Raw genomic sequence first — 26,475 nt, 5'->3', positions numbered from 1 at the left:
TTTTTTTTACGGCGGCTTAGCCAAGTGGTAAGGCAGAGGTCTGCAAAACCTCTATTCTCCGGTTCGAATCCGGAAGCCGCCTTTTTTTTATCCGGGTCTTGACCTGCCGGGGATTTTTTATATAATTATAAACGATATTTAGATTTCCTGATTACCCAGCCCGATACCGAAATGAGAACCGGAAAAACATTTCTTAAAATCGGTTTGTTCATGTGTCTCTCCGTAAGCGCTTTGGCGGTTGAAAAGCCTTTATTTCCCAAGGCTTTTACCGATAACACCGGCCGGTTGCATTTATTCTGGTTCTACCCGGGTTTACATGAATTTGGGCGCGGGAATATTGACCGCATCCCGGAGTTGCAGATTTGTCCGGGTACAGCCGAGAAGCAGTATTTTCTGACTATCCGTCTGGGTATTGATCCTCCAATGATGATCAGGGATATTAAGGCTTTTATCTGGAATTTCGATCCTTATCCCGATTATCCGGGAGATCAATATACCCCGCTGATGTTTTACCTGCAGGATAACTTGATACCCGATGATACTGCTTTTCTCTGGAGTATGTCCTGTGGGCTGAATCCGCCCGCCAATGCAGGAGGTGATTATGTTGCCGTTTATCCTGAATATTCCATTACAAATCAATATGATTGCTGGGTATCTCTGGGGTGGGATGTGGATTATAGAGGTGCCCCGGTTGTCGGTGGCCTTCCCGGGAAACCGGACCTTGAGCAATATATATGCAGCGATGATGGCACCGGTATTGTGATTGAGGAAAGCCAGGACAATTATATGGTTGGAGTCGATCTTCTTGGCTGGCGAGGCGGCAAAATACCGGATTCATTATCTGCCTTATCCTTTGAAATTTATTATGGTGAAGATTCCGTTTACAATCCGGATGATTTATCATTCCTGGCTATGATTGGCCCTGAAGAGCTTCATGCCTTGCTGCAGAACCCCCGGGAAGGGTATTATTGGATCATGGCAGGTGATGGGGATATAATCTCGATTCCAATGGCTGTATATTTTAATCCAAATCAATCATTGCCTCTGGAAATTATTCCGACGGATTTTGAACAGGTCTGGGATTACCGGAAATCCAATAATTTCGCTATAACCGTATTGAATAATGCCTCCCAATCGCGATCGCTCAAGTTCTCGGCCGACCGGCAATATATTGAGCTTTCCGATAATCAGCTTTTTCTTGGCTCGGGTGAATCCGGAGACATCAATTTTTCAGTTAAAACGGAATCTTTAACTGATACTGCCTTTATGACCTATATGATTATTTCCGAATCGGGTGAAAGCTGTTCGGAATTATATCGGCTTAAGTTTATTCCTCCTGATCCAACTGCTGTCGATGAAAACGAATCGACTATTCCGATCGTATTTGAAGTATCGGAAGGGTATCCCAATCCGTTTAATGCCTCGATTGGCTTTGAAATAAATGGGTTTATAACCAGTGATATAACAGTTGATATCTACAATATTTTGGGTAGGAGAATATATTCCGATCATATCGGGGACGGACATGTTAATCGATTTATCTGGGATGTCTCGGATCAGGGCAAGAGCGGGATTTCCAGCGGATTATATTTCTTCCGTTTTGATTCCGGTCGTCGATCCGAAATACGATCCGGTCTGTTAATCAAGTAGAAGTCGTGGTGGCGGATTCCGGGAATATTTTAGGCCATATAAATCATTATTTTATCGGGAGATTTTTGGCTTTACAATCGATTCGAAGTTTCTATATTCATGTAATACATTTTGTTTTAATATATTTCTTTTGGAGGTCTTTGATTTATGGCCATGAAAATTACCGATGAATGCACGGCATGCGGTCTGTGTTTGCCTGAGTGCCCGACTTCATCAATCAGTGAAGGTGATATTTTTGTCATCAATCCTGATACCTGCAACGAATGTGAAGATCAGGACGATGGCCCGCAGTGTGTGGCCGTTTGTCCGGTGGAATGTATCGAAAAGGCCGAGTAAATTGCTTTGGACGGAATCTGCGCCGCTTGTTTTCAGGCGGCGTTTTTTATTATAAGATTATGCCGTACAAGATAAACGACACTCATACCAGCGCCGACATCGGTCTGGTCGTTACTGGTCGGGATGTGGTGGAATTGTTTCGAGACGCCCTTCTGGGTTTAATTGAGATTATGGCGGAACCCTCAAGTCTGGAATCATCCCGAAATCTGCCTGTGCAATTGACCGCGGAAACCATAGGGGATTTATTTTTCAGCTGGCTGGCGGAAATATTGTATTTAAAAGACGCTGAAAATTTTCTGCCGGTTGACTGCGTATTAAAGATAGAAGGGAAGGATGGTTTCCATCTGGAGGGCGCTCTTATCGGAGATAGTATTGACCCTGTCAGGCAGATTTTAAAAATCGATGTCAAAGCAGTGACATATCATAAATTTAATATAGCAAAAACCGGTGAAAAATGGCGGGGAGAGGTGGTTTTTGATCTATGAAAGCTGAGGATTTCAAACGAATTAATCCCAATATCATAGAAATACCTATGGATTATAAGGCGGGGATGAAAGTCCCGGCAAGAATCCTGACTTCACCGGAATTGTACAGGACAATCGATGAAAAAGTTATAGACCAAATAACCAATGTGGCCTGTCTTCCGGGGATCAGGAAATATGCCTATTGCATGCCCGATGGTCATGCCGGCTATGGTTTCCCAATTGGAGGGGTAGCCGCCTTTGGAGTCAATGACGGGATCATTTCTCCGGGCGGAATCGGTTTTGACATAAATTGCGGTATGCGTCTACTCCGAACGAATCTCACTCTGGATGATATAATTCCGATCAAGGAAAAACTTATTGATAGACTTTATGAGACTATTCCCTCGGGGATGGGTTCGAAAAATTTTATTAGACTTAATCGAGTCGAATTGAATTCCTTAATGGAATCGGGCACCGACTGGTGTCTTGAGCGCGGTTATGCCACGCCGCATGATATCGAGCATATTGAAGATCATGGTCGAATAACTCAGGCCGATGTATCATCTGTCTCCGATAAGGCCGTCTCCCGCGGAATAAACCAGATGGGAACTCTCGGTTCGGGGAATCACTATCTGGAAATAGAGGTAGCTCGACCGGAGGGAATTTTTAATCGGCAAATCGCCGAGGTTTTCGGGATTGATCGGGATAACCAAATCATTATTGCCATTCATTGCGGCTCCCGTGGTCTTGGCCATCAAATTGCCACCGATTATCTCCAGGTTTTCGATAAATGCTCAAAAAAATATGGGTTGGAAGTCCGTGATCGTGAACTGGTATCGGCACCAATTGATTCGTCCGAGGGGCAGCAGTATTTCGGCGCTATGGCTTGCGCCGCCAATGCCGCTTTTGTCAATCGGCAGTTGATAGTATATGGTATCAGAAAGGTATTCAGGGAAGTATTCGGAATCGGAGAAAAAGATTTAGGAATCGAGACAATTTATGATGTCGCGCATAATATCGCCAAGCTGGAGACTTATGTTATTGATGGCCGGGAGGAACAGGTCCTGGTCCATCGCAAAGGTGCCACCCGTTCATTAGGGCCGGGACGACAGGGAATTCCCGCCGGATATAAATCTACCGGGCAACCGGTTATTGTGGGGGGATCAATGGAGTCAGGGTCAGCCCTTCTCTGCGGAACCAATACAGCCGATACAGAAACCTTCGGTTCATCGCTTCATGGAGCGGGACGAACCATGTCTCGAATTAAGGCAAAAAAATCAGTCAGGGGAGACGCCGTAAAGGAACGTATGGCCAGGAGGGGTATTCTGGTCAAAACCGCTTATCTGCCCGGTCTGGCTGAAGAAAATATTGATGCTTATAAAAATATAGATGCAGTGATCAGAGCTGTCGATGATCTGGGTATTTCGAAAATGGTCGCCCGCTTCCAGCCAATTCTGAATATAAAGGGCTGAATTTCAATTGTCCAGCCGGATATGACGTCCCATATTCCGATTATCTACCAATAACTTAAGTGGAATTAACGAATATTGATAAAAAAGAGGGCGCTACTCTGGTTGGGTAGAGGGGGCTAGGAAACTACCCAGGGACAGCAGAGAGTCACCCTCAAAACATATCATAAAATACTACTGGAATAACATTTTATTGTCAAGCACTTTTTGTATAAAATAACGTCCCTTATCTCATAATTTCGTTTGTTTTAAATAAGTAAAATTATTTTCAATAATTACAAATATTTGACAAAATATACGATTTATTGTCCCGACAATCAGCCAGATTATCAAACTTTATAGATCATTTCGGCAATAATAAAACATTCTTTAGCAATGCAAAGATTTGATACCAAGCATGGGTATTAAATCCTAAATTATACCAATAATATTTCGAATTATATCAAATCTCGACCGGGTTGTTCTAAAATAATATCAATAGCGCACGATCTTAACCGGGACGGTTAAACGGGCATCGGATTTGTCGCCGAAATTAACCGTGAAATTACTGTAATGGGTCCCCCTTGGTAAGGATTCAAGCGGCTGAACATCAAGAATGGTTGAATCCCTGGAATCGATTTCACCCGAGGTTTTATTGACTGTGAATAGCGATCCCGGCTCAATTTCAAGATCGTATTTTAGTTTATCCTCGGATAAATTTATCAGGGTGATTTTCTTGGATTTGTGCCCGGGAAGATAAAACAATGACTGCGGTTCCACTTTGAAATATCGAGGGACCATACCGATAGCGGAGGCATACTCCAGCTCCACGGCCGGATTGTCGGGATCATTAGAATGCACCGTGATATGCCGGGTACTTGGTCCATAATAATTTTTGGTATCAAAAAGTATTTTGATAGTCGTGATCGAGTCGGGTGCCACCAGAGTATCCATAACCTGGGCATGAGTGCAATCACAATTGGGGACCAATTTATTAATTACCAATCCGGCCTGGCCATCGTTCCGTATTTGAAAGGTGTGGATCAGCTTATAATCTATGGGGACAAAACCGAAATCATAGAAATTATCAAGCAATTTGATACTTGGCTGCCGGGCTTCGGCCCCGAATCCAGTCTGGTTTATAAGCAAAATAAGAGAAATCATAAAAAGGGAAACAATATGGCGACCTGTCATGGAAATCAAACCTCCAGCTTTTCCTGCTTCAGCTTTTCTTCAATAAAACCGTTTTCCCTCATCCAGATATCATTATAACATTTACTTAAATACTTGGAGCCGGGATCAGGTATAATAACAACAATCAGATTGCGCTCATCCAGGTTACGAGCAACCCGGTAAGCGGCCCACAAAGCCGCCCCCGATGAACCACCCACCGAAATTCCTTCTTTGCGGGCGATTTGCCTCGCTGTCAAGAAAGAGTCCCGATCAGATACCGTGATGATTTCATCCACCAGATCAGGGTACATGGCCCCGGTTATACAATCGGTTCCGATTCCTTCGACTTTGTATGCCGCCGGTCTTACGATTTTTTTAAATTTAATGTAATCCGTGAACATCGAACCCTCGGGATCGACGGCAATGGCTTTTATTTCGGCCTTTTTCTCCTTTAAAAATTTAACGGCGCCGGAAAAGGTTCCGCCGGTGCCGATACCGGCCACGAAATGCGTGATTTTGCCGTCCGTATCATCCCATATTTCCGGGCCGGTAGAATAATAGTGGGCTTCGACATTATCCCGGCTGTGATATTGGTTCATATGGAAATAACCGTGTTTTTTGGCCAGATTAATAGCCAGCATATAAGCCCCCTGGGGATCCTCATGTTCCAGATCGGATGGTGTCACAATCACTTCCGCTCCAAAGGATTTAATAAGGTCCACCTTTTCTTTACTGGTTTTTTCCGGGGTCGTCAGAATGGCCTTAAGTCCCAGGACTGAAGCTACCATAGCCAACGCTCCGCCGGCATTGCCGGAGGTATTGTCAATGACAGTATCACCCGGCTTCAGCTGACCTTCGTCCAGGGCTTTTTTAAGGATGTAAAGAGCCATGCGGTCTTTTACAGATCCCCCGGGATTCAGAAATTCCAGTTTGCCCAGCATCAGGGGACCGCCCGAGGTTAAGCCGTTATTGATCCTGACCATGGGCGTTCGACCGATTAATTGCAATATATTTTCAGCATATTTCATAAATTTTATCCCTATGTTTATAACATTTTATGCAAATATTGTTTCAAATTCAACCGATTAATTTATTAGAGGTTCCGACCTGTTTACGGAATATTTTCTTTTAGCTTGACAAACATTTTAACGTCGGCCTTTATTGGCAAAGGTAAACAAGGAGGGTTCATGAAGAAGCTACTAATACCTTTTCTGCTTCTCGCAACTCTGGGATTATTCTATGGTTGCAGCAAGGACAAGGATGTTCAAGATCTGGAAAATGAAGTGATGGAATCGGAATCACAGGATTACCTATCCGATACATCCACGGCGGTTGCGACGCAACCGGCGGTACCGGCAGTTAAGGATTCGGTTAAACCGGCATATGCAAAGACTCCTGAAACGGCGCCTATCGAAAAAAACAGGGTTGAAACCAGCCTGCCCGAGCGTCAGGGAATCGGGGCTTACACCGTCCAGGTGGCAGCCGGAACCAATCCTAAATATGCCAAATACCTTGCTGAAACGTATATCAAGAGAGGTTTCGATGCCTTCGTAACCGAAGCGGTGGTCAATGGCGAAACATTTTACCGAATCAGAGTCGGCACCTATGATTCGTTTTCCCAGGCCAAGACGGCCGGGTTGGATCTCAAAGACCGTTATTCGACCGATTTCTGGATTGATAACAATTATTGATGAAAAGTTATACCGAATATTTAACCTTTAATACCAAGAAGAGACGCGAGTATTTAAACATTACCGATCAGGTCAACTCGGCCCTGAGAAAAAGCGGAATTCAGGAAGGATTCATTCTTGTTTCCACCATGCATATAACCGCGGGTATTTATGTTAACGACGCCGAAAGCGGTTTGATCGCGGATATAGATGACTGGTTACAAAAACTCGCCCCCGATGGGGTCGATTATCGGCATCATCGGACCGGTGAGGATAACGGTGATGCTCATTTGAAAAACCTCCTGATTGGGCATCAGGAGTTAATCCCGGTGACTAAAGGCAAGTTTGATTTTGGACCCTGGCAGCAAATTTACTATGCCGAGTTTGATGGTCGACGTGACAAACGAGTCATCATCAAAATAATAGGCGAATAAAAAACCCCGCTTATAAACGGGGTTTTGCGCACCTTTTTTAAGACCTTTTACCTCTTTAAGTATTTATCAAAAAACTCCACCATTTTTCGATATAGCGTCAGGCGGTTTTCCAGTTTGCCGACACCATGGCCTTCATCGGGGAATATCAGGGAATCGGCTATCCCGCCGCTTTCATTTACCGCATTGATTATTTGCCGGGCCTCATCAATCGGTACCCTGGGATCGTTTTCCCCGTGAATCACCAGAAGCGGCGTTTTAATGCGGCTGGCGCGATGGATGGGGGAGATGGATTCCAGAAATCCCGTATCATCAAGAGGACCATATTCCGCCTCACGCAGATTCCGCCGATAAGAGCGGGTGTTTTCCAGGAAGGTAACAAAATTAGCAATACCCACCTGATCTATGGCCGCAGAAAAAAGGTCGGGATATTCGGCAATACTGGCCAGGACAACATAACCACCGTAACTGGCTCCCTTAATACCGATCTGACCCCGGCTGGTATAATTCTTTTCAATCAGATAATCAACGCCGGCCTTAATATCCCTGATGGAATTGATACGGTTCTTGTAATTATCAAGATTCAAATACTCTTTGCCATATCCCGAAGAACCGCGGATGTTCGGGGCCAGTATACCATAACCGTTTAAAAGCAGGTAATTGAAATGCCGCTGGAAAAACGGCTGGAACTGGCTTTCCGGACCACCATGGACATGAATGATGAACGGTATCGGACTTCCATCATAATCCGGTGGAAGATATAGAAAGGCCGGAATTTCCAGACCATCAAAGGACTTGTATTTGATTAGTTCAGGCTCAACAAACAGCCCCATATCAATACCGGCATTGATAGAATGCGTGACTTTCGTCAATTCCGGCTCCCGCCAGTTCCAGAGCCAGATATCGGGGGCTTGGGTGGGGCTGTTAAACTGAAAAATTACCTTCCCATCATCAGTCAATACCGGTGACTGGATAATTCCATCCATCGGCGGACTTTGTACCGGTTGTCTAAGGATCATATCACGGAGACGCAACCGCATATATCCATTTTCGTTTATCAGCCAAGCCATATATCTGCGATCGGGGGAAAACTCCAGATAATCAACCGGCCAAGGAGAATCCGGGTCGATAAATTCCAGCGCACCGGTTTCAATATCAAAACGGGCCAGTTTAAGGATACCTTCGGGATTGTCATTGCTTATCAGGTAAACCGTTCTTTTGTCAGGCATCATAACCGGGTAATCATAAATCGTTTCTTCACCACCTGAGGCGATCATCCGGTTTTCCCCGGTAAGCAGGTTGACAAGATATATCTGGCTGGCATAATTGGAAACCAGGTGCCGAACCAGCATCAAAGTCCCGTCCCCGGATACGTCGGAAATGGCATTATTGCCTTCTTTATCAAAGATCAAAGTTCGTTCACCGGTGGTCAGACTATGTGAATATATTTTGAAATCGCGTTTGTTTTCCACATTGGAAGTATAAAAAAGACCGCTTTCATCTTGCCGCCAGAAGATTGTACCGTAACGCACCTTTTCATCGTTGGTCAATTGACTGATACGTCCGGTCCCGATATCAAGCAGATAGAGTTGCGCATCTTCGTTACCACCGATGGAAGCCCCGACGATTGCCTTATGGCCACCCGGAGAAACGTCATACCATTCTATGCCGTCATCGAAAATAGTCAACTGGTACGGCCAGCCTTCAACCGTCAGGCGATACATTTGGCTGATCCCGGACATGGCTGTCTTAAAAAAGATATCTCCGGTGGTGTTGGAAATATATGGGGAAGAGGCATATCCTATTTTCATAAAGGTCTCAATGTCAGGCACATATTTTTCCGGAACCGATCCGGATACTCCGGCTGAGCAGAGTTTTGAGTTGAACACCATTATGATAAAGATCGTGGAAAGCCATTTCAATTTGAAACATCTATAGAGCATTCTTCCTCCTGATAATAAAAAATCGATGGTCACACCGTATTATACGAAATTAATACGGCCATGCCACCGATAAATACTTGTTGTGCCTGATATTCGGTCAATAGAACCGAAAATCATCAGAATGATAGATTTTTAATATATCCGAACCGGTTTTTCGATTGTCCGTTCATCGATTTTATGATTTTCTTCGTTTTCAACCCGAAGATAGAATTCGCACAAGTAACACGACTGACGGCTGTTGCGGCAAATCGGATGATCTTCGTGCGAACCGCTGTGATTAACCATCCAGCAGGCGCGTCCGGCTCCCCGACCACCATTAATACCATCCAGTTTCATCACCTGAGCTACTTTACAAGTCCCATAAATCCCGGTCAGGACGCCGCCCGGTTCCAACCCGCAGTTTCTGAACTCCCAGCAATTCAGTTTCCGGCTCATCTTGACTACCTATCTTCTTCTTTGATTAACCGGAGGACAGGTTCAAACCTTGTGGACGATTTGAATTCGGCCAATTCGGCCGGTCCCGCAACCGTTTTAAAAGCGGCGTAGGTATCCCGCATTTTATTGATATTATCCCGGGCCAGGTAGTTCAGCATCATATACTGGTACAGGTAAGGATCGGAGGCATCGATTTTATAGGCCTTATCGAAATACTTTTCGGCTTTCTTGTATTCGGCCATTTTGAAATATGATACTCCGGCGCCGTATAGGGCGGGATAGAATTTGTCGTTAATATCAAGGGCTTTTTCAAAATCGTCTATACTTGTCCGATAATCGCCATTGTCGGCATAGGTTCCGGCCCGCCCGACATAGGCTGCGATACTTTTGGATGAATGCTGAAGGGCTGATGTGAAAGCCTTAATGGCCCGATTATTGTTTTTGGCCATCCGGGCAATTTCGCCCACTCGAATATAATCAAGGGCCGCCGACTCCGATTGATTACTCATGGCATATGCTTTGGCCCGGCCTTCATAGGCATCGACCGAACCGTGATTGTAATCTATCGCCTTGTCGAAATCGGCAATCGCCTGATCGATATTATTGGATGCCATGGCATCATAGCCGAGTTTAATATAGTCTTTTTCTGTGATTTTTGTCGCCTGAGTCCCCTGGCTTCGTTTTAAGGTAGCGTTTATGATTGTGGTTTCGCCCGGAACGACTTTTATGGTGGTAACAAAATCATCATATCCGGCCTTACTTAAAATAACCCGTCTTTCACCCGGTCTGATTTTGGAGTAAGTATTATTTCCGGCTCCCAGAATCTGCCCCTCAAGGTCAAATCGGACATTTTCAACGTTGGCTTCCACCTTAATTTTGCCATACTGATCGCCTGTCGTAGTGGAAGTCCCCTTATCGGCCCGGGTTTGGGATGTGGTCGAAGAAGGTTTTGAGGATGTGCCTAATGACGTCACCTGCGTGACGTCATTTTTTTTTTGGCTGTACTCCCGGCGTACAGGTTTATTAAAACTCATTACCGTTAATTGGCCAGCCGTTACGGTTACATTGCCCTGTCCGACATAATCATCGCCCAATTCATAAACAATTTCATAGGTTCCGGTCGGAATAAGTTCGAACCGGAAAAAGCCCTGCGCATTAGTTCTGGCGGCCTTGCCCAGGGAAGGAATCGACACCAGGGCGCCTTCCAGATATGGCTGTCCATCCTTATTCAGGATCATGCCGACAATTTCGCCCTCACCGGAAAGATTGGTTTTGATAAACTGAGAAGCGATTACTGCCAAAACGACAAACACCAGGGCGGCAAAGAGACCGATAGCCAATCGCTTGTCGAGTTTTTTGGTTCGAAGCAGGTAATGCTTATTGTTAACCACGATCTCATCGCCGTCATGGAGAAAAGGATTCCCCACAAGCTGGATGATGTTCTTTCGATAATAAGCGAGTCCTCGGGCTTTCTGACTGACTTGCTGTGAAACCGCAGCCAGCGCCGGATCGGAAATGGAACGGACTGTATCCGCTAAGGCCGTATCGGACTGAGCGGATTCATCCGAAATCCTTGGTCCGGGGGGGAGGTCGTTTTCGGCATAATGTTTGTTCAGGCGCTTGGTAACCTCCTCCGATCGAACCGGTTGATCAGCGCCGCTTTTCGCCTGCTTTTGCGAATCAGCATGCCAATCGATAGGCGGTATCTCTTTTTTGACCGGATTGTTCGGCTTTACCTCTACCGGACGCGCGGGCGCGGTGTCGGCAACGGAAGAGACAGTGCTTTCCTCTTGAGGCGGAGGAACCAGGTTTACCGGCTGGGCAGGAATATTATCATCAATATCATCGACTCCACCCAGGAGATCGGCGTTATTGGCGATTTCCAACCGATCTTCAGCCGGCTCCGTGGTTTTCTTCTTTTCTGCGGGGTTATCCAAAAATCCGTTTGACCCGGGACTGGCAGTCTCGGTCACAACAAAATCAAGTCTATCATCGGAGTCGTGCTCAGCGGAGATTTCTGGTTTGCCGTCCGCCTGATTGCTCAATGGACTACCGCATTCCTTACAGAATTGCGCGCCATCGAACGCATTCTCGGATTTACAGTTGGGGCAAATCTTCAATTTTAACTCCAAAAATTTAGGAATTGTTTAATCTAATTATCGACTTTATGCGTCATTTCTTTAGAAAATGATATAAGGGTGATTGGTCAGGATTTTAGGAGGGGATTTTTTGTATTTAGGTCTTGACAGCCTCAATTCTTTGAGGTATAATCGCTTATTAATTTTGAATGTTATTATGAGGAGGAATCAAATATATGTTCGGGCGCTTTAATGGCTTACTATTTTCAGGTATAGTTGTTTTGCTTTTATCCCTGTTTTTGGGATGTTCCCAGTCCGACGATGTTATTGCCCCAATCTCATTGAGCGAGTTCCATTTAAAGCCGGTCATGCTTCCCAATGCCCCGGCAGGATATCTTTATGAAATGTGGGTGATAGATACTCTTGGCAATTCATATTCTCTTGGCAAGTTCATATGGAATGCGGACTTATATCGGTTTTACGACAGCGATTCGAGCCGTATCGATTCTGTCTGGACCGTTGAATATGATATCCTGGATCCTTTCTATAAATATATGGCAGTATCACTGGAAACCCTGGATGATGCTCAGCCGGATACCCCGGGACCGATTATGCTCAGAGATGTTATCGTGGATCCTGGAGAACGCGAATTGCAAATGGTAGTACCCTTTAATTTCAGTCTGAGTACGGCCGGATATTGTGTCCAGACTCCAACCGACAAACAATCCCGACAAAAGGATGGTTGCGGAATCTGGTTTGCATATTATCAATATGCGGAGACATATTATAACGATACTACCAAAGTTATGCTGAGTAAGCAGGTTAATGACCGGCAACTTGATATCGCCAATACCTATTGGGATTGCCTTAACATTGATTGTTCCGAGCGTGAGGATGTAACTGATTCCGTTAAGGCCAATCCCTCATATCCATATGATACCCTGATTGTCGATACTCTTAATCTTGAGGAACTGGCCAATACGCTTGATACCGTAGCCATAAAGTGCACAACCACTGTCATTGACTCGTTTTTCGTTCCTGATACCTTGACTATGGATACCTTTATCCATAAGAGCATGTCTTTTGAATATGTCGATTTCCCGGTCAATGTCGGTGCGGCCAACATCGACACTTTTTACTATGATTCCTGTCTCGATGTAACCACCAACTTCACAATTCCACCTTTTAAGGATTATAATCATTCTATCTTTTATACTTATACCACGCAAACCCTGCTTCTTGACAAATTTCTCATCAATTATGAAGAGATGCCGGATTTGACCGGGTCTAACTGGCACTATAAAGGATGGGTTATCTCTCCGTATTTACCGGAAGACTGCACAGAACTGGGTCGTCTGACACCGCCCAACTGGCTGAAAGTTACGGTTGACCAGTATTTTACCGAGCCCGAAGAATGGCCGGTTATAACCACCGGTAGTTTCAAGGATTTCAGTCGGGCTGATGATGGCAACCCGTATTCGATGAATTTGAGGGTTCCCAATTTCCCGGGTGAGGATTTTATCCAGAATCTTCCCTGCGGGGCCGATTCGTTTTACTTTTCTTCTCAGGATAGCATCTATACCAGACACGGCAGGGTTTTTATAACTCTTGAACCGGATACCTACAATGAAAACACCAACTTCCCGCTTATTCTGTTTACCGGTCGGTATACCATGCCCAGTTATGTATCTGTTTCGGATACGACGACCAATCATTATCAGAGTCAGGAATTGCAGAATCAATCCAGTCGGGTCGATAACAATCCTTTTGGATTTCCCGGGATAAAAGTGTATATCGTGCAGGAATAGAAAGATTGACTTTTTATGACCGGCATAAGAAATTATGCCGGTTTTTTTATGTCCAAAACATGCTTGGATATTGTAACATTTTTGAATATTTTGCGTCAATTCCGGTATATTATGAAAATTGAAAATTATCACTAAATAATAAAACCAGGAGTATAATCATGGAAATGGAGAATAACAACTTGCCATCAGGGCCGGAATTGCCGGCCGAACCAAAATCCGGCAAACCGGCGGCCATTTTTAAAGTATTTTCCGAACCATCGGGGGTTTTTGGCACCCTGACAGGAAAACTGGATTGGCTGATACCGCTTATAGTCATTGCCGTTATCAGCTGTGCCCTGTGGCCTCTGACGGCACCCATAACCACCCGCGATATGCAAAAGAAAACGGTGGCTAATCTGGAGAAATATCGTGACCGACTTCCCGCAGACCAGTATGATAAAATCGTCAGTGATGTTAAAAAGAGATTCGAGGAAGGTGCCAGTTTCAAATGGTACACGCCGCTTATATTCCTGCTCTGGCCGTTTATTAGTATGCTGATTATATCCGTGATAGGCTATATCAGCGGCAATTTTGTTTTTGGCGGGCGATCATCCTTCTGGATAGTCATGAATGCTGTGGCCTTTGCCGCCTTGATCGGGTTTCTGGGGGATATTGTCCGGGGGCTTTTAATGTACTGGAAAGACACGATGTTTGTTTATACCGGTCTGGGTCTTTTAAAACCGGCTGAAGATGGCTCGTTTCTGCATTACCTTTTAAGGCAGGTGGATATTTTCGGTATCTGGAGAATCATTGTTACCTGTATCGGGCTCGGTGTTGTCTATAAAATGAAACCATCTAAATTCGGATTCGTATTATTTCCCATATGGATTGTCTTTATATTATTAGTTGCTATTTTGAACAGCACCATTATGATGGGCAATTTAATATATTAAACCACAGGAGAATAACGGATGGGATCCCTTTACCGCAAAACCTTATTGGTTATATCTATTATAATGCTGATCAGCGGATCGGCATTAGCCGAAATCTTAACCTTGGATGACTGTATCGAACTGGCCCTGAAGAAAAATCAGGATGTCATTCGCGCCCGGAATATGGTCAAATCCGCCGATGGCAATGTCTGGAACGCTTTCGGTTCTTTCCTTCCGAGTATTTCGGCCAGCGCCAGCGCCCAGCAAACCCGTTCAGATCGTTATATTGTCACCGACAGCGGTCACGCCATTTATATCCCTTCTGAACATGAAAACGACACTCTGGTCATACCGCCCGACACATTGCTTTTAATGCCCTATCAGTCAGAAGTCGAGATGGGTGGTGTTTCCAAGTCTTATTCGCTGGGAGCCTCGGCCTCGCTGACGGTCTTCAACGGCGGGCAGAATATATTTAATTATTTGGGTTCCCGCTCGGACAAAGAATACTATAAGTATCAGGCTGAGGCCTCGGAACAAAATCTGATTTATAATGTAAAAGCTTATTATTTCAACTACCTCAAGGCCCTGGATAGCCGTAAGATCAATGACGAGGCGGTTAAGAGAGGCGAGGAGCAATTAAAATTGGCCCAGTCCCGGTTCGATGTCGGAGCGGCTTCGAAATCCGATGTTCTCAAGGCCAAGGTGCAGTACGGGAATGACAAACTGGCCCTGATTTCAGCCGAAAACGATGTCAAAATCGCTCATGCCAATTTGACTTATTTGATCGGTCTTAATGTTAACACTGATGTCGATTTCGCCACCGATTATGAAAGCCGGGAATATAACAACAGCGAACTTGATGCTCTAAAATTCGGTATGGCCAATTATCCCGGGCTCAATGCTTCAAAAAGCAATCTGACTTCCGCCAAATACGCCGTTTGGTCGGCCTATGGCCGCTATTTACCGACTCTTTCGGTAAGTGTCGGCCGGTCATGGTCTAATTCGCGGTTCAGCGAGGTTACTAAATTCCGAAGCGAGGATGCCCACTGGACAATTCAGACCAGTCTCAGCGTACCGATCTTTTCTAATTTCAGCCGTAAACGAGATGTTACCAGTGCCAAAGCATCTTTCAACAATGCCCGCGCCGATTACTTTTATGCCGAAAACAGCGTGGCTCTAAATATAAAAGAGGCCTATCTCATTATCAATAAAGCCAAAGAAGCCCTGAAGGTTGCTGGTGAAAATGTGGCCGCCGCCGAAGAGGATATGTCTCTGGTGCAGGAAAAATATAATCTCGGGGCCGCTACCATCCTGGAGTTGATGGATGCACAGGTGAGTCTTATTACCGCTCAAAATTCCAAAGTGGAAGCGGAATTTGATTATAACCTGGCCGTAGCCAGGCTGGAAAACGCTATGGGTATAAAATAATTTTGGGGATACATAGGGGATTACTTCATGAAAAAAGGAAAAAAGAAACTCCTGATATTCGGGGCTATTGCCGTGGCGCTTATTATTGTCATCGCCAATATGTTGTCGTCAGGCAAGAAACTTACAAAGGTGACGGCCGAAGCCGTTGCGGTCAGAGACCTGGTCGAGGAAGTTTCCGCATCAGGCTGGGTTCAGCCCAAAAACAGAGTCAATATTACCTCGGAAGTGACAGCTGAAATAATCGCTATTCCCGTAAAGGAAGGCGATCAAGTAACCCGGGGACAATTACTGGTTCAGCTGGATACCACTCAGTTGAAAAAAGATTTCGACCAGTACCGTTATTCTTTGGATGAAACCAAAGCTCATACTGAAGCCTCCAGATCGCTTTTTCTCCAGTCCGAGGAGGAATTCAATCGCCAGAAGGAATTGTTCGAACGGAAGTTAATATCGGAAACCAATTATAATAATGCCGAGTATTCATACCTGAACAGTAAATATACTTATGAGGCAATGGTTAATCAAACCAAACAGGCTCAGGCAAGATATGAAAAAGCCGAGGATAATCTGAACAAAACCAGGGTGGCGGCACCTATGGACGGTGTCATAACTTATATGGATGCTGAGGTAGGTGAAATCGCCGCCGCTCAGACCATTTATAGCCAGGGCAAGACCCTGATGACCATCTCCAACCTTTCGGCCTTCGAAATTGAGGTCGATGTCGATGAGACTGAGATTGTCAAAGTCCAAATAGGACAACCGGCCAGGATTGAAGTCGATGCTTTTCCGGATACTATTTTTGCCGGAGAAGTCGTTGAAATTGGCAACACAGCTGTTATCTCGGGCGTGGGAACCACGGAACAATCGACCAATTTCAAGGTAAAGGTCCTTTTTACGGAAGGCAATGCCAGTATCCGTCCGGGGATGTCGGGGACAGTTGATATTACCACCAATCGGCGGGATGATGTTATGGCTGTTTCCTATGGTGCTATTGTCATGCGGGAACTGGATCCTGATTCACTTGAAACAGCCCAAAAACCCGAAATTGAAGGATCATCCACGACGGCCATAGCGGCCGAAACGACCTCAGATTCTCTGGCGGCCGACACCAATATCAAAGCCCCCGAAAAGACCGAAAAGAAAGAAGTCAAGGGCGTTTTTGTCGTCAAAGATGGTGTGGCCAAATTTATTCCAGTCGAAACCGGGATTGCCGATCAGAAAGATATTGAAATAACCAGCGGTATCAACAAGGATGATATGATCATAACCGGACCCTACCGGATATTGAGAACCTTGAAGAGCGGGGAAGAGGTCGAAATCTCCAAAGAATTTTTGGCGGGTGAAAACTGATGGCAATGATTGAAACCAAAGAAATCTGGAAAACCTATGATATGGGAGCAATCAAAGTGCATGCTTTGAGGGGCGTTTCCATTTCCATTGAAAAAGGAGACTATCTTGCCATTATGGGGCCATCGGGATCGGGGAAATCGACCTTGATGAATCTCATCGGATGTCTTGATACTCCCAGTAGCGGTGAATATTACCTCAATGGCAGCCTTGTTAGCCAGATGCATGACGATGATCTGGCCGTTATCCGTAATAGAGAAATAGGTTTTGTTTTTCAAACATTCAATCTCATGCCGAGGGCCACAGCATTGCATAATGTAGAACTACCTCTTGTTTACGGGGGAACCGGCAAGGCTGAACGGGTGGAACAAGCCAAAAAGGCGCTGGCCGAAGTTGATTTGGCTGACAGGATGTTTCATAAGCCCAATGAACTTTCGGGCGGTCAGCGTCAGCGGGTAGCTATAGCCAGGGCACTGGTCAATAATCCCTCCCTGGTTCTGGCCGATGAGCCAACCGGTAATATCGATACCAAAACCGGCCATGAAATTATGCAGTTGTTCTCTGAATTACATCGGAAGGGCAACACCATTATTCTTGTGACTCATGAGCTGGAAATAGCCCAATATGCGGATCGGATTTTGCATATTAGGGACGGCGTAATAGAAAAAGACGAGACAGTTCGTCATTCGGCGTGAATATTATGAATGCAAGAATATATCTTGATATTTTCCGAATGGCCGCCGATGCCATCTGGGTTAATAAACTCAGATCGACTTTAACGCTACTTGGAGTTATAATCGGTGTTACTTCGGTGATAACTATTATTTCGGCTCTTGAAGGATTAACGCAATCAATACAGGCGGAAATCGATCGGATGGGCCCATCTACTTTCATGGTCCGCCGAATGGGGATATTTAACACCGATGATGAATGGCGCGAGGCGCTCAAGCGCAAGCCCATTAAATTTGAGTATCTTAAAGCCATCGAAGTAGGCTGTGATGAGTGCGAACAGGTTGCCGCCCGTACTTTCACTATGGTCAATGTCAAAGCCGGGCGCAATAAATTGAGCCGCGTTTTTATTGCCGGGACGACCTCGAATTTTATCAATATTGTCGATTATGAAGTCGGTCAGGGGCGTTTTCATACGACCGAGGAAGATCACGCCAAACGTCGGGTGGTAATGATAGGAGATTTTGTCAAAGAGGAATTATTTCCCAATGTCGATCCCATTGGCAAGCATATGAAAATAGACAATATCAGATATGAGGTGATCGGGATTGCCAAAAAACAGGGCGCCAGTTTCGGACATAATAGCGACAATATCGTTATTATTCCCTACAGCACTTTTACCAAGGATTTTGGCGATCCCTGGAACAGCCTTGATCTGATGGTCAAGGCCAGGTCGGTGGAAAACATTGAAGTGGCTATGGATCAGGTTCGAGTTGTCCTCCGGGCGTATCGCCATGTTCCTTATGATAAACCTGACGATTTTGCATTGATTACTGCTGACAGCATTATGGAAGCCTTCAACAATGTGACTAAATATCTCAGACTTGGATTGGTGGGCGTAACCTCCATAAGCATTATTGTCGGTGGTATAATTATTATGAATATTATGATGGTTTCGGTAACCGAGCGGACAAGGGAAATAGGTATCCGCAAGTCAATTGGAGCCAAACAAAAGGATATTCTCTGGCAATTTCTTTTCGAATCTTTATTATTGTCTCTCGGGGGAGGATTGATTGGTATCGCCATTGGGATCATCTTGGGAGATGTTCTTATTGGCCTAATAAATATGAATATGACGCCCTCGCTATATGCCATTGCGATCGGTCTTGGAATTTCCACGGCGGTGGGTCTGTTCTTCGGCATTTATCCGGCCATGAAGGCGGCCCGGCTTCAACCCGTCAAGGCTTTAAGTTATGAGTAATGAAATATGACTCTTGTGGAATTAAAAGAAGGTATAAATATGGCCCTGGGGGCTATCTGGGGGAATAAATTTCGGTCTTCTATGACCATTCTTGGTGTTCTGATTGGAGTCTGGTCGGTAATTGCCATGACTTCACTGATAACCGGGCTCGATCAGGCCGTCCAGGGGTCGATCGATAGTATCGGGAGTAATGTTTTGTTTATTGACCGTTTTCCACCCGAGGTCCAGTGGGATGATTTGTCCGATGAGGAAAGAAATCGCAAATTCATGACGGTTGAGGAAGCCGATGCCATTCGTAAAAATTGCCCGGCGGTCGTGGCCGTATCCCCGGAAAATCATTATTGGGCACCCGGCGGAAATGTCGTCAAATTCAAGGGCAATAAAGCCAATCAACCTGCCATTGTCGGTGTTGTGCCGGATTATTTAAAGGTACATGATATTGAAATACATATGGGCCGCTTTATCTCAAGCCTTGATAATGAGACGAGGGCCAAGGTGGCGGTCATCGGTTCCAAAATCAAAGAAGCTCTTTTTCCGTATGAGGATCCCCTAGGCAAAGAGATTCGGATCAATAATGTCAGATTCACTATAGTTGGAGTCCGGGAAAAAAAGGGCAACCTGTTTGACGATGATAGCGAGGACAATAAAGTGGCCATTCCGCTGGAAACCTTCATGAAACTTTACCCCTGGGATGATGCCCTGACCCTGGTTGTCAGCGCCATTTCGCAGGATAAAATCGAAGAGGCCAGGGAACAGATAACCATGACCCTGAGAAAAGTCCGCAAAGTCCCCTACGACCAGGATAATGATTTTGCCATTTTCGGCCAGGAAAATATCCTGGAACTGATTCGGAGCATCACCCAATATATATATATAGCTATGATCGTTATTTCATCGGTTGGTTTAATGGTCGGTGGAGTTGGTGTGATGAATATTATGCTGGTTTCGGTCACCGAACGAACGCGTGAAATCGGGGTTCGTAAGGCCATTGGCGCCAGACGGACCAATATTCTCTGGCAATTTCTGATTGAGGCCATGACCCTGTCCGGGACAGGGGGAATGCTGGGTATCGGAACCGGGTTGCTGACCGCCCTTTTAATCGGGATTGTATCACCTCTTCCATTCGGTGTTTCTCCGCTTTATGTTACCCTTGGTTTCGTTGTGGCCATTTCCGTTGGATTGATTGCCGGCCTTTATCCGGCATACCGAGCTGCCACAGTCGATCCTATTGAGTCACTTCGCTATGAATAGACAACAAATTTGTTGCCTTATTTTTAATTCTGGTTTAACTTGATAGTTTTAAGCGTATAATTATTTGGAAGATAATGAAATTAATAAAACTAATGACATATTTTGGATGGCTTATACTTTCCATCTTTTTGAATGTCGCCGCTGACGGTCAGGATACTTACAACCGAATTGGGGAATTTAAAAGCAGCCTGTTTCAAATTGACTTTGCCCAGTTTAAGTCCGATGAACCGGACCTGGTACGTCTCGAGGTTTATTATAAAATATTTAACAAGGAATTACAATTTGTCCGGGATGGCTCCAATTACCGTGCCGAATACGAACTTACCGTAACAACCTACGATGATGACAATCGTCAACTCGATGCCTTCAGCAAAGATAAGACAGTAATTGTCTATTCTTATGAAAGCACGGTATCCATCAGCGATTTCCGTATCTCCCAATTCGATTTAAAACTCCCCCCGGGAAAATACAAAATCGAAGTCCACATCATTGATAAAAATGCCGGTACCGATTCACGCCGGATAATTAAGCCGGAACTTCATGATTTCAATGGAAGATATGCCGATCTATCAGGGATTGAATTTGTTCATGCCGTGGATACTTCGGTTATCGACTCGTCTTTTCTCAAGGGCAACATGACGATTATTCCGTCGGTAAGCCGACAATTTACAGGTGATACAACTGCCAGGATGTTATACTATTTCGAAATTTATCAGGGTACTGATGAGCAGAAAGAGGTCTTTGTTGAATCAAAAATCCTGGGGCGAAAACTGGAAGCCATATACTATGACAGTATGACCTCGGTATTCCCTGAGGGACAGACCCTCCTGCGTCAAATCAGGGAAATATCGTTGAACAAATTGAAGTCCAACGACTATTATGTTGAAATTACTTTAACCGGGAGGCGAGGACGCCAGATTGATCGAGTCAGTGAAAAATTCAATCTTTACTGGCATCCGCGCGCCATGGTTTTGAACGATTTCGAAACGGCTGTCAGTCAATTGAAATACATCGCCCGATCGGATGAAATAAAGAAATTAAAGGACGCTTCCACACCTGAAGAACGTGTTGAAAAATGGGAGGGGTTTTGGACTTCCCATGATCCTTCACCGGGAACGCCTGAAAATGAGCTTCAACGAGATTATTATAATCGCATCGCCTTTGCAAACCTGAACTTCGGAATTCTGAAAAAGGAAGGCTGGCGAACCGATCGCGGGATGATTTTTATCCAATATGGTTTCCCCGATCAGATTGAGGATTTCCCCTTTGAACTGGATTCGAAGGCCTATCAGATATGGTACTATTATCAACCCGTTTCGAGTTTTGACGAGCCTTCCAGTGAACCGCGCAAATTTATTTTTGTCGACGATTGGGGCGATGGAGATTTTCGTCTCCAGTATCCCTATGATGGACGACGATGGTAATATATGTTTATGGGTAATGAGGTGGGCAGGATGAAGATAGGTGTAATTTCATTATCTTTTTTGCTGATGAGTCTGATGCTTGTCCCGAATCGCGTTTCCGGCAGCAATATCAGCGTTCAGGCCGGGATTGTATCTTATCCCGATCCCCGGACAAATCCCGATGTTTATGTTGAATTTCCGTTCGCGGTTCATCGGAACCAGTTTCAATTCCTGCCGGAGAGCCATGAAGGGGGGGGGCTGTATGCGGGGATTTATGCCGATGTTGTACTTTATGATCAGAATGGGGGCGTGGCTGATTCAACCAGTACTTATTTTCTGACCAGGGCGAATGACTCAACTGGTGCCGCAAATTCTAATATAATACTTTTTAATCGGCTGACCATGATGGTTTCACCAGGCAACTATTCCGGGCGTCTGACCGTCATGGATGCGGTCAGCAAGAAAGAGGGATCTTTTCTATATGACCGGCTGGAAATAGATTCGGTTAATACCCGAGATTTGAATCTTAGTGCCCTGGAATTCGCCCATTTAATCCGGGATATCGATACTGCCGGAAATAGCGGTAATCGCCTGATAAAAAACGGGACGCAGGTTATCCCGAATCCCATGGGGATATATTCGGAAAAAGACTCGACCCTGTATATTTATGCGGAATTGTATAATCTGGATTACAGAGGCAATCCTGAAGATGACTTTTCGGTTCATTATCAGATTCTTGATGGAAACGGGGCTATATACCAGGATTATGGAGAGACGTTTAAGAATATGCCCGGATCCACTTCGGTTATCAGAAATGTCTTGAATATCACCGGCATTAAGGCTGGTCGGTATGTTCTTCGTTTGATGGCGCGAGACAATAATAGTGGCGCTGAAGATACGGCCATGGCTCGATTTGTTGTATTTACTTCGGGCGGAGACATACAAGAAGGAAATCTTGTAATCTATAATGTAATCAATCCCTATGATACGGCCAGCGGGGAAACCAAATACGAATTGGTCAAATATCTCCTGGCGCCTCAACAAATGGCCACTTATAAAACTCTTAATGAAGGCGGTAAAGGGCGTTTTATTGACCAGTTTCTGGCTGATCGGGACCCCGATCCTTCCACTTCGGAGAATGAGTTCATTGATGATTTATTTAGCCGTTATATCTACGCCAATGAGCATTTTTCGACTCTGCCGGGATTGAGTGATGGCTGGAAGACTGATCGCGGTCGAATTATCATGCAATATGGAAGATGGGATGAAAGGGAAGAGGCCAATGCTCCGGCTTATGGAAAACCGTGGGAAATCTGGCACTACTATGCCCTGCAGGGAGGAGTCATCTTTGTTTTTCAGGATGTCGATGGCTATGGCGATTATGAACTTGTGCATTCGACGGCTAAAGGTGAAAAATACGACAGCGATTGGGATGAAGTCCTGGAAGATTTGAATCCGGCCACTTTAAGATAGGAATCCCGTTAAAAAAGCAGTATTGCAAAGCGGGGGAAATTTAAATACTCCGCCAGAACAAATAAAAACAGCCCGCCTTGAATTGACGGGCTTTTTCATATCAATGAGAATAATATATTAATTGCTCGAATGCTCTCCCGTCGGCTGTCCGGGAATACGGATTGTCCGTTTAACTGGAATCGTAAATCGGGTTTTATTCTTATCGGACAGCTCAATGGTGAGTGATTTCTGGAATTCGTCAGTCACATACTTGTCGAATAATTCGATTTCGCCCTTCTCGGTTTTTCCAGCCTTGACCTTCTTGGGCATCTTTACCTTGAACATATTAACGGGCATATCAATTAGACTCACCTCAAGGTCATTCTCGGACATATTGATGAGTTCGAATTCCAGCTTCCGGCGTTCCTTTTCTCCAAACTGCGATATATCGAATTTATAAGGCTTTATTATTATCGGATAGGTGGAGTCGGGATTGGTTATTACCTCTGCCGAAATCTTCACATTCTTCACATCAGGACCCTCGTTGGTCGTAATTGAGGGCCGTTTGACCTGGGTGCCGCGATATGATCTAGTGTCGAATATAATTTCAAGCCTGGTGCTGTCACCGACAGCAAGCTCCTGTTTGTCGAGTGGAGCCTTAGCGCAGCCTCAGCCAGGCGACACTTTGATGATGTTCAGAGAATCCGTTCCGGTGGAATGTAACCAAAAAACATGGCTGATTTTGGAATGCTGAGGAACAAAACCAAAGTCGAAATCGGGTTCGGGAATGGCAAGTTTCGATTGAGACAGAACAGAAGTAGTCGCAGACAGAAAGAACACAGCGAGGAAGAGGAGCATGCTTAATTTATTCATATTATTCCTCCAAATATTGTCAAGCCTTTTTCTAAGCTATCGTCATAAAAACATGCTGTTTAAGCAGTTTATTTAATATATCAAAATTAATTTATCTGTCAATCTCTTAATTAATTACGTTTATAACTGTCAATTTTCCGGTTTAAAAATCTTTCTTTTTATCGGAATGGAATACAGCCTTGTTTCGGAGTCTTCGTTAAGATATTCAAAAGTTATGGCGGTTTCGAACTCATTTTCCAAACCCTTTTGATTCAAATTAATCCATCCCAGGGCAGAATCCTTCGGGGCCACATGAGTCGGGAAATCAAGCGTAAAATAATCATCCTCGGCGTAGGTCAGCCGAAAGGGAACATTTTCCTCGCAATTATTATATATTTTTATGGGGAAACGGGTTATGGCATTATCGCCAAACTGGGAAGCATTGACCGTATGAGGATCGACGAATATCCGTTTCTGGTGCTTTATTTCATCAACGACAAAAGCCATTACCCGTAATCGATAGCCCCGGTTGAATTTGTTAATATAAAAATGAGGCCGCCATTCCTTATTCCCGGAAAAAAAGGATGATTTGAAACGCAATTCGGTTACCAAACTATCACCCGGCATCAGAGTCATATTCTTAATTGGAATCTCAATACAGTCGCAATAGGTAATTACACTGTCGATTTGAACCGGGGCATCGCCAACAGATCTTAAAATCAATTTTCTGATAAGAGTGACATTCTGCGGTACCCGTCCGAAGTCGTATTCTTCAGTATTCGCCTCAATTTTGGGCTGAGCGACCAGGGAAGAGGTAATTGACAGAAACAGAATAATCACATAATTAATTAGACGCATAGCGTAATAATCCTTATTACTATTTTATAAGTTTTGAAATAATAATTGGTTCCCGGGAAAATGCAATAAATTTTTTAATTTAACTCCTTGCCAGTTTGATTTTTGGAAGTATAATACATATTTTCGAATTTGCCCGGTAAAATATCGGCCGGACGTCTATATAGAAAGGCGGCTGAAAGATTGGATAATCGTCATTTGTGACCTATAATTGAGAATTATATTTATTTAACCGGAGAAGTAATATGAATCCCAAAGAGTATCTTGATAAAAACAAACAGACCCGGCTTGACCAGTTGTTTGATTTCCTAAGATTTCCATCAGTGTCTGCCCGGAGCGAACACAAGGGCGATATTAAGGCCTGCGCCGAATGGCTGGCGACCCATCTGAAAGGCATTGGCATCGACGCCAGAGTCATGCCGACCGGGGGGCACCCTCTGGTTTTCGGCAGTCATATTTCATCACCCGATAAACTGACAGTATTGTATTATGGCCACTATGATGTTCAGCCGGTGGAACCGTTAAACCTCTGGAAAAGTAAACCATTCGAGCCGTTTATCGAGAATGGCTTTATTATTTCGCGGGGAGCCACCGACGACAAAGGACAGCTATTCACCCATTTAAAGGCACTGGAGGCTTATACCGCCACCAAAACCGAACTCCCTATTAATGTCAAGCTATTGATCGAAGGAGAGGAAGAATCAGGGGCGGAGAATCTTGCCAACTGGGTAAAAGAAAATGCGGATCTTCTCAAGGCTGATATCATTGTCGTTTCAGATAGCTCGCAATTTTCCCGTAATATTCCCGCTGTTACCTTTGGATTACGCGGTGTGGCCTCTGTCGAAGTTAAAATAACCGGCCCTAACCGCGACCTACATTCCGGCGGATTTGGCGGTGCGGTACCCAATCCGGCCAATGTCCTGTCTAAAATTATCGCCGCTATGCATGATGATAATGGGCGGGTTCTTATTGACGGATTTTATAATAATGTCGAACCGGTCTCGGATTGGGAACGGCGGCAATTCGCCAAATTACCCTATAATGAAAAAGACTATCTGGCCATGGTCGGTTCTCCTGGGTTACATGGCGAAAAGGGCTATACGGTCTATGAACAGGTTTGGTCGCGGCCGACTCTGGATGTCAATGGCCTGACCAGCGGCTACCAGGGCGAGGGAGGTAAAACCATAATCCCGTCCTGGGCCTCTGCCAAAATTACCATGCGGCTGGTGCCCAACCAGAAAGCCGACGAAATTTGCGGAAAAATCAAGAAATATATAACCAGAATATGTCCTTCCTATGTCAAATGCGATGTCACCATCCATGGCGGAGCCGAGGCGGTAGTTGTCCCCATCGAAGGACCTTGGCTTGAGGCCACGGCCCGGGCCATAAAAAAAGGATTTGGGCTGGAACCTGTTTTTATGAAGGAGGGCGGCTCAATTCCGGTGGTGGGAACTTTCAAACAGGTTCTTGGCCTGGATACCTTGCTTTTGGGATGGGGGCAAAATGATGATAATGCTCATTCGCCAAATGAAAGATTTGCAGTTGATGATTTCGAACGCGGAACTTATTCCTCGCTTTATTTGATTGATGAACTCTCCAGGGTGAAGGCATAA

At 44.9% G+C, this 26,475-nt stretch carries 24 protein-coding genes and 1 tRNA gene; 17 read left to right on the top strand and 8 right to left on the bottom strand.

Features of this window, described 5'->3' with window-relative positions:
• The first annotated feature begins 10 nt into the window (after nucleotides 1-10).
• From JXQ28_04955 to JXQ28_04935, 5 genes are all read left to right on the top strand, one after another.
• A tRNA-Cys gene (locus JXQ28_04955) sits at nucleotides 11-82 on the top strand.
• 89 nt (nucleotides 83-171) lie between these two features.
• A complete protein-coding gene (locus JXQ28_04950) occupies nucleotides 172-1,650 on the top strand; it encodes a T9SS type A sorting domain-containing protein (GenBank protein MBN2277076.1) in 1,479 nt (492 codons plus the stop codon).
• 147 nt (nucleotides 1,651-1,797) lie between these two features.
• Nucleotides 1,798-1,986 carry a 4Fe-4S binding protein gene (locus tag JXQ28_04945; protein ID MBN2277075.1) on the top strand — a complete coding sequence of 63 codons (189 nt, stop codon included), beginning with the start codon at nucleotides 1,798-1,800 and terminating at the stop codon, nucleotides 1,984-1,986.
• Between the two features lie 59 nt (nucleotides 1,987-2,045).
• On the top strand, nucleotides 2,046-2,471 hold the full coding sequence (locus tag JXQ28_04940; GenBank protein ID MBN2277074.1) for an archease: 426 nt from the start codon (nucleotides 2,046-2,048) through the stop codon (nucleotides 2,469-2,471).
• Complete coding sequence (locus JXQ28_04935) at nucleotides 2,468-3,922, top strand: RtcB family protein (protein ID MBN2277073.1); 1,455 nt, start codon at nucleotides 2,468-2,470, stop codon at nucleotides 3,920-3,922. Before JXQ28_04940 ends, JXQ28_04935 begins: the two co-directional genes overlap by 4 nt.
• Nucleotides 3,923-4,393: 471 nt before the next feature.
• Here JXQ28_04935 and JXQ28_04930 read toward each other — a convergent pair whose 3' ends face one another.
• Together JXQ28_04930 and JXQ28_04925 are read right to left on the bottom strand one after the other, a co-directional pair.
• Nucleotides 4,394-5,092 carry a DUF1573 domain-containing protein gene (locus tag JXQ28_04930; protein ID MBN2277072.1) on the bottom strand — a complete coding sequence of 233 codons (699 nt, stop codon included), beginning with the start codon at nucleotides 5,090-5,092 and terminating at the stop codon, nucleotides 4,394-4,396.
• Nucleotides 5,093-5,097: 5 nt separating this feature from the next.
• Nucleotides 5,098-6,099, bottom strand: coding sequence for a cysteine synthase family protein (locus JXQ28_04925; GenBank protein ID MBN2277071.1), 1,002 nt, complete (start codon nucleotides 6,097-6,099; stop codon nucleotides 5,098-5,100).
• Between the two features lie 159 nt (nucleotides 6,100-6,258).
• Here JXQ28_04925 and JXQ28_04920 point away from each other — a divergent pair, with 159 nt between their 5' ends.
• Both JXQ28_04920 and JXQ28_04915 read left to right on the top strand, forming a co-directional pair.
• Nucleotides 6,259-6,762 carry an SPOR domain-containing protein gene (locus JXQ28_04920; GenBank protein MBN2277070.1) on the top strand — a complete coding sequence of 168 codons (504 nt, stop codon included), beginning with the start codon at nucleotides 6,259-6,261 and terminating at the stop codon, nucleotides 6,760-6,762.
• Nucleotides 6,762-7,175 carry a YjbQ family protein gene (locus tag JXQ28_04915; protein ID MBN2277069.1) on the top strand — a complete coding sequence of 138 codons (414 nt, stop codon included), beginning with the start codon at nucleotides 6,762-6,764 and terminating at the stop codon, nucleotides 7,173-7,175. The genes JXQ28_04920 and JXQ28_04915 overlap by 1 nt, the downstream gene beginning before the upstream one ends.
• Before the next feature lie 47 nt (nucleotides 7,176-7,222).
• Here JXQ28_04915 and JXQ28_04910 read toward each other — a convergent pair whose 3' ends face one another.
• The 3 genes from JXQ28_04910 to JXQ28_04900 all read right to left on the bottom strand — a co-directional run bounded on the left by JXQ28_04910 (nucleotide 7,223) and on the right by JXQ28_04900 (nucleotide 11,595).
• A complete protein-coding gene (locus JXQ28_04910) occupies nucleotides 7,223-8,983 on the bottom strand; it encodes a S9 family peptidase (protein ID MBN2277068.1) in 1,761 nt (586 codons plus the stop codon).
• A 264-nt stretch (nucleotides 8,984-9,247) separates the two neighbouring features.
• Entirely contained in the window at nucleotides 9,248-9,550 is a 303-nt protein-coding gene (locus JXQ28_04905) for a hypothetical protein (protein MBN2277067.1), read from the bottom strand.
• Between the two features lie 5 nt (nucleotides 9,551-9,555).
• On the bottom strand, nucleotides 9,556-11,595 hold the full coding sequence (locus tag JXQ28_04900; protein MBN2277066.1) for a tetratricopeptide repeat protein: 2,040 nt from the start codon (nucleotides 11,593-11,595) through the stop codon (nucleotides 9,556-9,558).
• A 269-nt stretch (nucleotides 11,596-11,864) separates the two neighbouring features.
• Here JXQ28_04900 and JXQ28_04895 point away from each other — a divergent pair, with 269 nt between their 5' ends.
• The 9 genes from JXQ28_04895 to JXQ28_04855 all read left to right on the top strand — a co-directional run bounded on the left by JXQ28_04895 (nucleotide 11,865) and on the right by JXQ28_04855 (nucleotide 23,176).
• A complete protein-coding gene (locus tag JXQ28_04895; GenBank protein ID MBN2277065.1) occupies nucleotides 11,865-13,436 on the top strand; it encodes a hypothetical protein in 1,572 nt (523 codons plus the stop codon).
• Nucleotides 13,437-13,594: 158 nt separating this feature from the next.
• Nucleotides 13,595-14,368, top strand: a complete 774-nt coding sequence (locus JXQ28_04890; protein ID MBN2277064.1) for a YIP1 family protein — start codon at nucleotides 13,595-13,597, stop codon at nucleotides 14,366-14,368.
• Between the two features lie 18 nt (nucleotides 14,369-14,386).
• Complete coding sequence (locus JXQ28_04885) at nucleotides 14,387-15,775, top strand: TolC family protein (GenBank protein ID MBN2277063.1); 1,389 nt, start codon at nucleotides 14,387-14,389, stop codon at nucleotides 15,773-15,775.
• A 27-nt stretch (nucleotides 15,776-15,802) separates the two neighbouring features.
• Nucleotides 15,803-17,122 (top strand): efflux RND transporter periplasmic adaptor subunit, encoded by a 1,320-nt coding sequence (locus tag JXQ28_04880; protein MBN2277062.1) that lies wholly within the window; start codon nucleotides 15,803-15,805, stop codon nucleotides 17,120-17,122.
• A 5-nt stretch (nucleotides 17,123-17,127) separates the two neighbouring features.
• Nucleotides 17,128-17,814, top strand: a complete 687-nt coding sequence (locus JXQ28_04875; protein MBN2277061.1) for an ABC transporter ATP-binding protein — start codon at nucleotides 17,128-17,130, stop codon at nucleotides 17,812-17,814.
• Between the two features lie 5 nt (nucleotides 17,815-17,819).
• The gene (locus JXQ28_04870; protein ID MBN2277060.1) at nucleotides 17,820-19,049 is read left to right on the top strand and encodes an ABC transporter permease; all 1,230 of its coding nucleotides are present in this window, start codon (nucleotides 17,820-17,822) and stop codon (nucleotides 19,047-19,049) included.
• A 6-nt stretch (nucleotides 19,050-19,055) separates the two neighbouring features.
• Nucleotides 19,056-20,300 carry an ABC transporter permease gene (locus JXQ28_04865; protein ID MBN2277059.1) on the top strand — a complete coding sequence of 415 codons (1,245 nt, stop codon included), beginning with the start codon at nucleotides 19,056-19,058 and terminating at the stop codon, nucleotides 20,298-20,300.
• Between the two features lie 794 nt (nucleotides 20,301-21,094).
• Nucleotides 21,095-21,724 carry a GWxTD domain-containing protein gene (locus JXQ28_04860; GenBank protein MBN2277058.1) on the top strand — a complete coding sequence of 210 codons (630 nt, stop codon included), beginning with the start codon at nucleotides 21,095-21,097 and terminating at the stop codon, nucleotides 21,722-21,724.
• A gap of 30 nt (nucleotides 21,725-21,754) precedes the next feature.
• A complete protein-coding gene (locus JXQ28_04855) occupies nucleotides 21,755-23,176 on the top strand; it encodes a GWxTD domain-containing protein (protein ID MBN2277057.1) in 1,422 nt (473 codons plus the stop codon).
• Between the two features lie 117 nt (nucleotides 23,177-23,293).
• Here the strand turns inward: JXQ28_04855 and JXQ28_04850 are convergent, their stop codons facing one another.
• The 3 genes from JXQ28_04850 to JXQ28_04840 form a co-directional block, all read right to left on the bottom strand.
• Entirely contained in the window at nucleotides 23,294-23,686 is a 393-nt protein-coding gene (locus JXQ28_04850) for a hypothetical protein (GenBank protein ID MBN2277056.1), read from the bottom strand.
• Between the two features lie 138 nt (nucleotides 23,687-23,824).
• A complete protein-coding gene (locus tag JXQ28_04845) occupies nucleotides 23,825-24,028 on the bottom strand; it encodes a hypothetical protein (GenBank protein ID MBN2277055.1) in 204 nt (67 codons plus the stop codon).
• A gap of 129 nt (nucleotides 24,029-24,157) precedes the next feature.
• Nucleotides 24,158-24,865, bottom strand: a complete 708-nt coding sequence (locus tag JXQ28_04840) for a DUF1573 domain-containing protein (protein MBN2277054.1) — start codon at nucleotides 24,863-24,865, stop codon at nucleotides 24,158-24,160.
• Between the two features lie 242 nt (nucleotides 24,866-25,107).
• On the opposite strand from JXQ28_04840, the gene JXQ28_04835 reads away from it, so the two are divergent.
• On the top strand, nucleotides 25,108-26,475 hold the full coding sequence (locus tag JXQ28_04835; GenBank protein MBN2277053.1) for a dipeptidase: 1,368 nt from the start codon (nucleotides 25,108-25,110) through the stop codon (nucleotides 26,473-26,475).

The organism is Candidatus Zixiibacteriota bacterium, assembly GCA_016933955.1.
Taxonomy (GTDB): domain Bacteria; phylum Zixibacteria; class MSB-5A5; order GN15; family PGXB01; genus JAFGTT01.
The sequence above is the reverse complement of the archived record's forward strand: the minus strand, read 5'-3'. Positions and strand labels throughout refer to the sequence as shown.

Coding starts and splice junctions, on each gene's coding strand:
- JXQ28_04950 (MBN2277076.1), top strand. CDS start 172: ATGAGAACCGGAAAAACATTTCTTAAAATCGGTTTGTTCATGTGTCTC.
- JXQ28_04945 (MBN2277075.1), top strand. CDS start 1,798: ATGGCCATGAAAATTACCGATGAATGCACGGCATGCGGTCTGTGTTTG.
- JXQ28_04940 (MBN2277074.1), top strand. CDS start 2,046: ATGCCGTACAAGATAAACGACACTCATACCAGCGCCGACATCGGTCTG.
- JXQ28_04935 (MBN2277073.1), top strand. CDS start 2,468: ATGAAAGCTGAGGATTTCAAACGAATTAATCCCAATATCATAGAAATA.
- JXQ28_04930 (MBN2277072.1), bottom strand. CDS start 5,092: ATGACAGGTCGCCATATTGTTTCCCTTTTTATGATTTCTCTTATTTTG.
- JXQ28_04925 (MBN2277071.1), bottom strand. CDS start 6,099: ATGAAATATGCTGAAAATATATTGCAATTAATCGGTCGAACGCCCATG.
- JXQ28_04920 (MBN2277070.1), top strand. CDS start 6,259: ATGAAGAAGCTACTAATACCTTTTCTGCTTCTCGCAACTCTGGGATTA.
- JXQ28_04915 (MBN2277069.1), top strand. CDS start 6,762: ATGAAAAGTTATACCGAATATTTAACCTTTAATACCAAGAAGAGACGC.
- JXQ28_04910 (MBN2277068.1), bottom strand. CDS start 8,983: ATGAAAATAGGATATGCCTCTTCCCCATATATTTCCAACACCACCGGA.
- JXQ28_04905 (MBN2277067.1), bottom strand. CDS start 9,550: ATGAGCCGGAAACTGAATTGCTGGGAGTTCAGAAACTGCGGGTTGGAA.
- JXQ28_04895 (MBN2277065.1), top strand. CDS start 11,865: ATGTTCGGGCGCTTTAATGGCTTACTATTTTCAGGTATAGTTGTTTTG.
- JXQ28_04890 (MBN2277064.1), top strand. CDS start 13,595: ATGGAAATGGAGAATAACAACTTGCCATCAGGGCCGGAATTGCCGGCC.
- JXQ28_04885 (MBN2277063.1), top strand. CDS start 14,387: ATGGGATCCCTTTACCGCAAAACCTTATTGGTTATATCTATTATAATG.
- JXQ28_04880 (MBN2277062.1), top strand. CDS start 15,803: ATGAAAAAAGGAAAAAAGAAACTCCTGATATTCGGGGCTATTGCCGTG.
- JXQ28_04875 (MBN2277061.1), top strand. CDS start 17,128: ATGATTGAAACCAAAGAAATCTGGAAAACCTATGATATGGGAGCAATC.
- JXQ28_04870 (MBN2277060.1), top strand. CDS start 17,820: ATGAATGCAAGAATATATCTTGATATTTTCCGAATGGCCGCCGATGCC.
- JXQ28_04865 (MBN2277059.1), top strand. CDS start 19,056: ATGACTCTTGTGGAATTAAAAGAAGGTATAAATATGGCCCTGGGGGCT.
- JXQ28_04860 (MBN2277058.1), top strand. CDS start 21,095: ATGACCTCGGTATTCCCTGAGGGACAGACCCTCCTGCGTCAAATCAGG.
- JXQ28_04855 (MBN2277057.1), top strand. CDS start 21,755: ATGAAGATAGGTGTAATTTCATTATCTTTTTTGCTGATGAGTCTGATG.
- JXQ28_04845 (MBN2277055.1), bottom strand. CDS start 24,028: ATGAATAAATTAAGCATGCTCCTCTTCCTCGCTGTGTTCTTTCTGTCT.
- JXQ28_04840 (MBN2277054.1), bottom strand. CDS start 24,865: ATGCGTCTAATTAATTATGTGATTATTCTGTTTCTGTCAATTACCTCT.
- JXQ28_04835 (MBN2277053.1), top strand. CDS start 25,108: ATGAATCCCAAAGAGTATCTTGATAAAAACAAACAGACCCGGCTTGAC.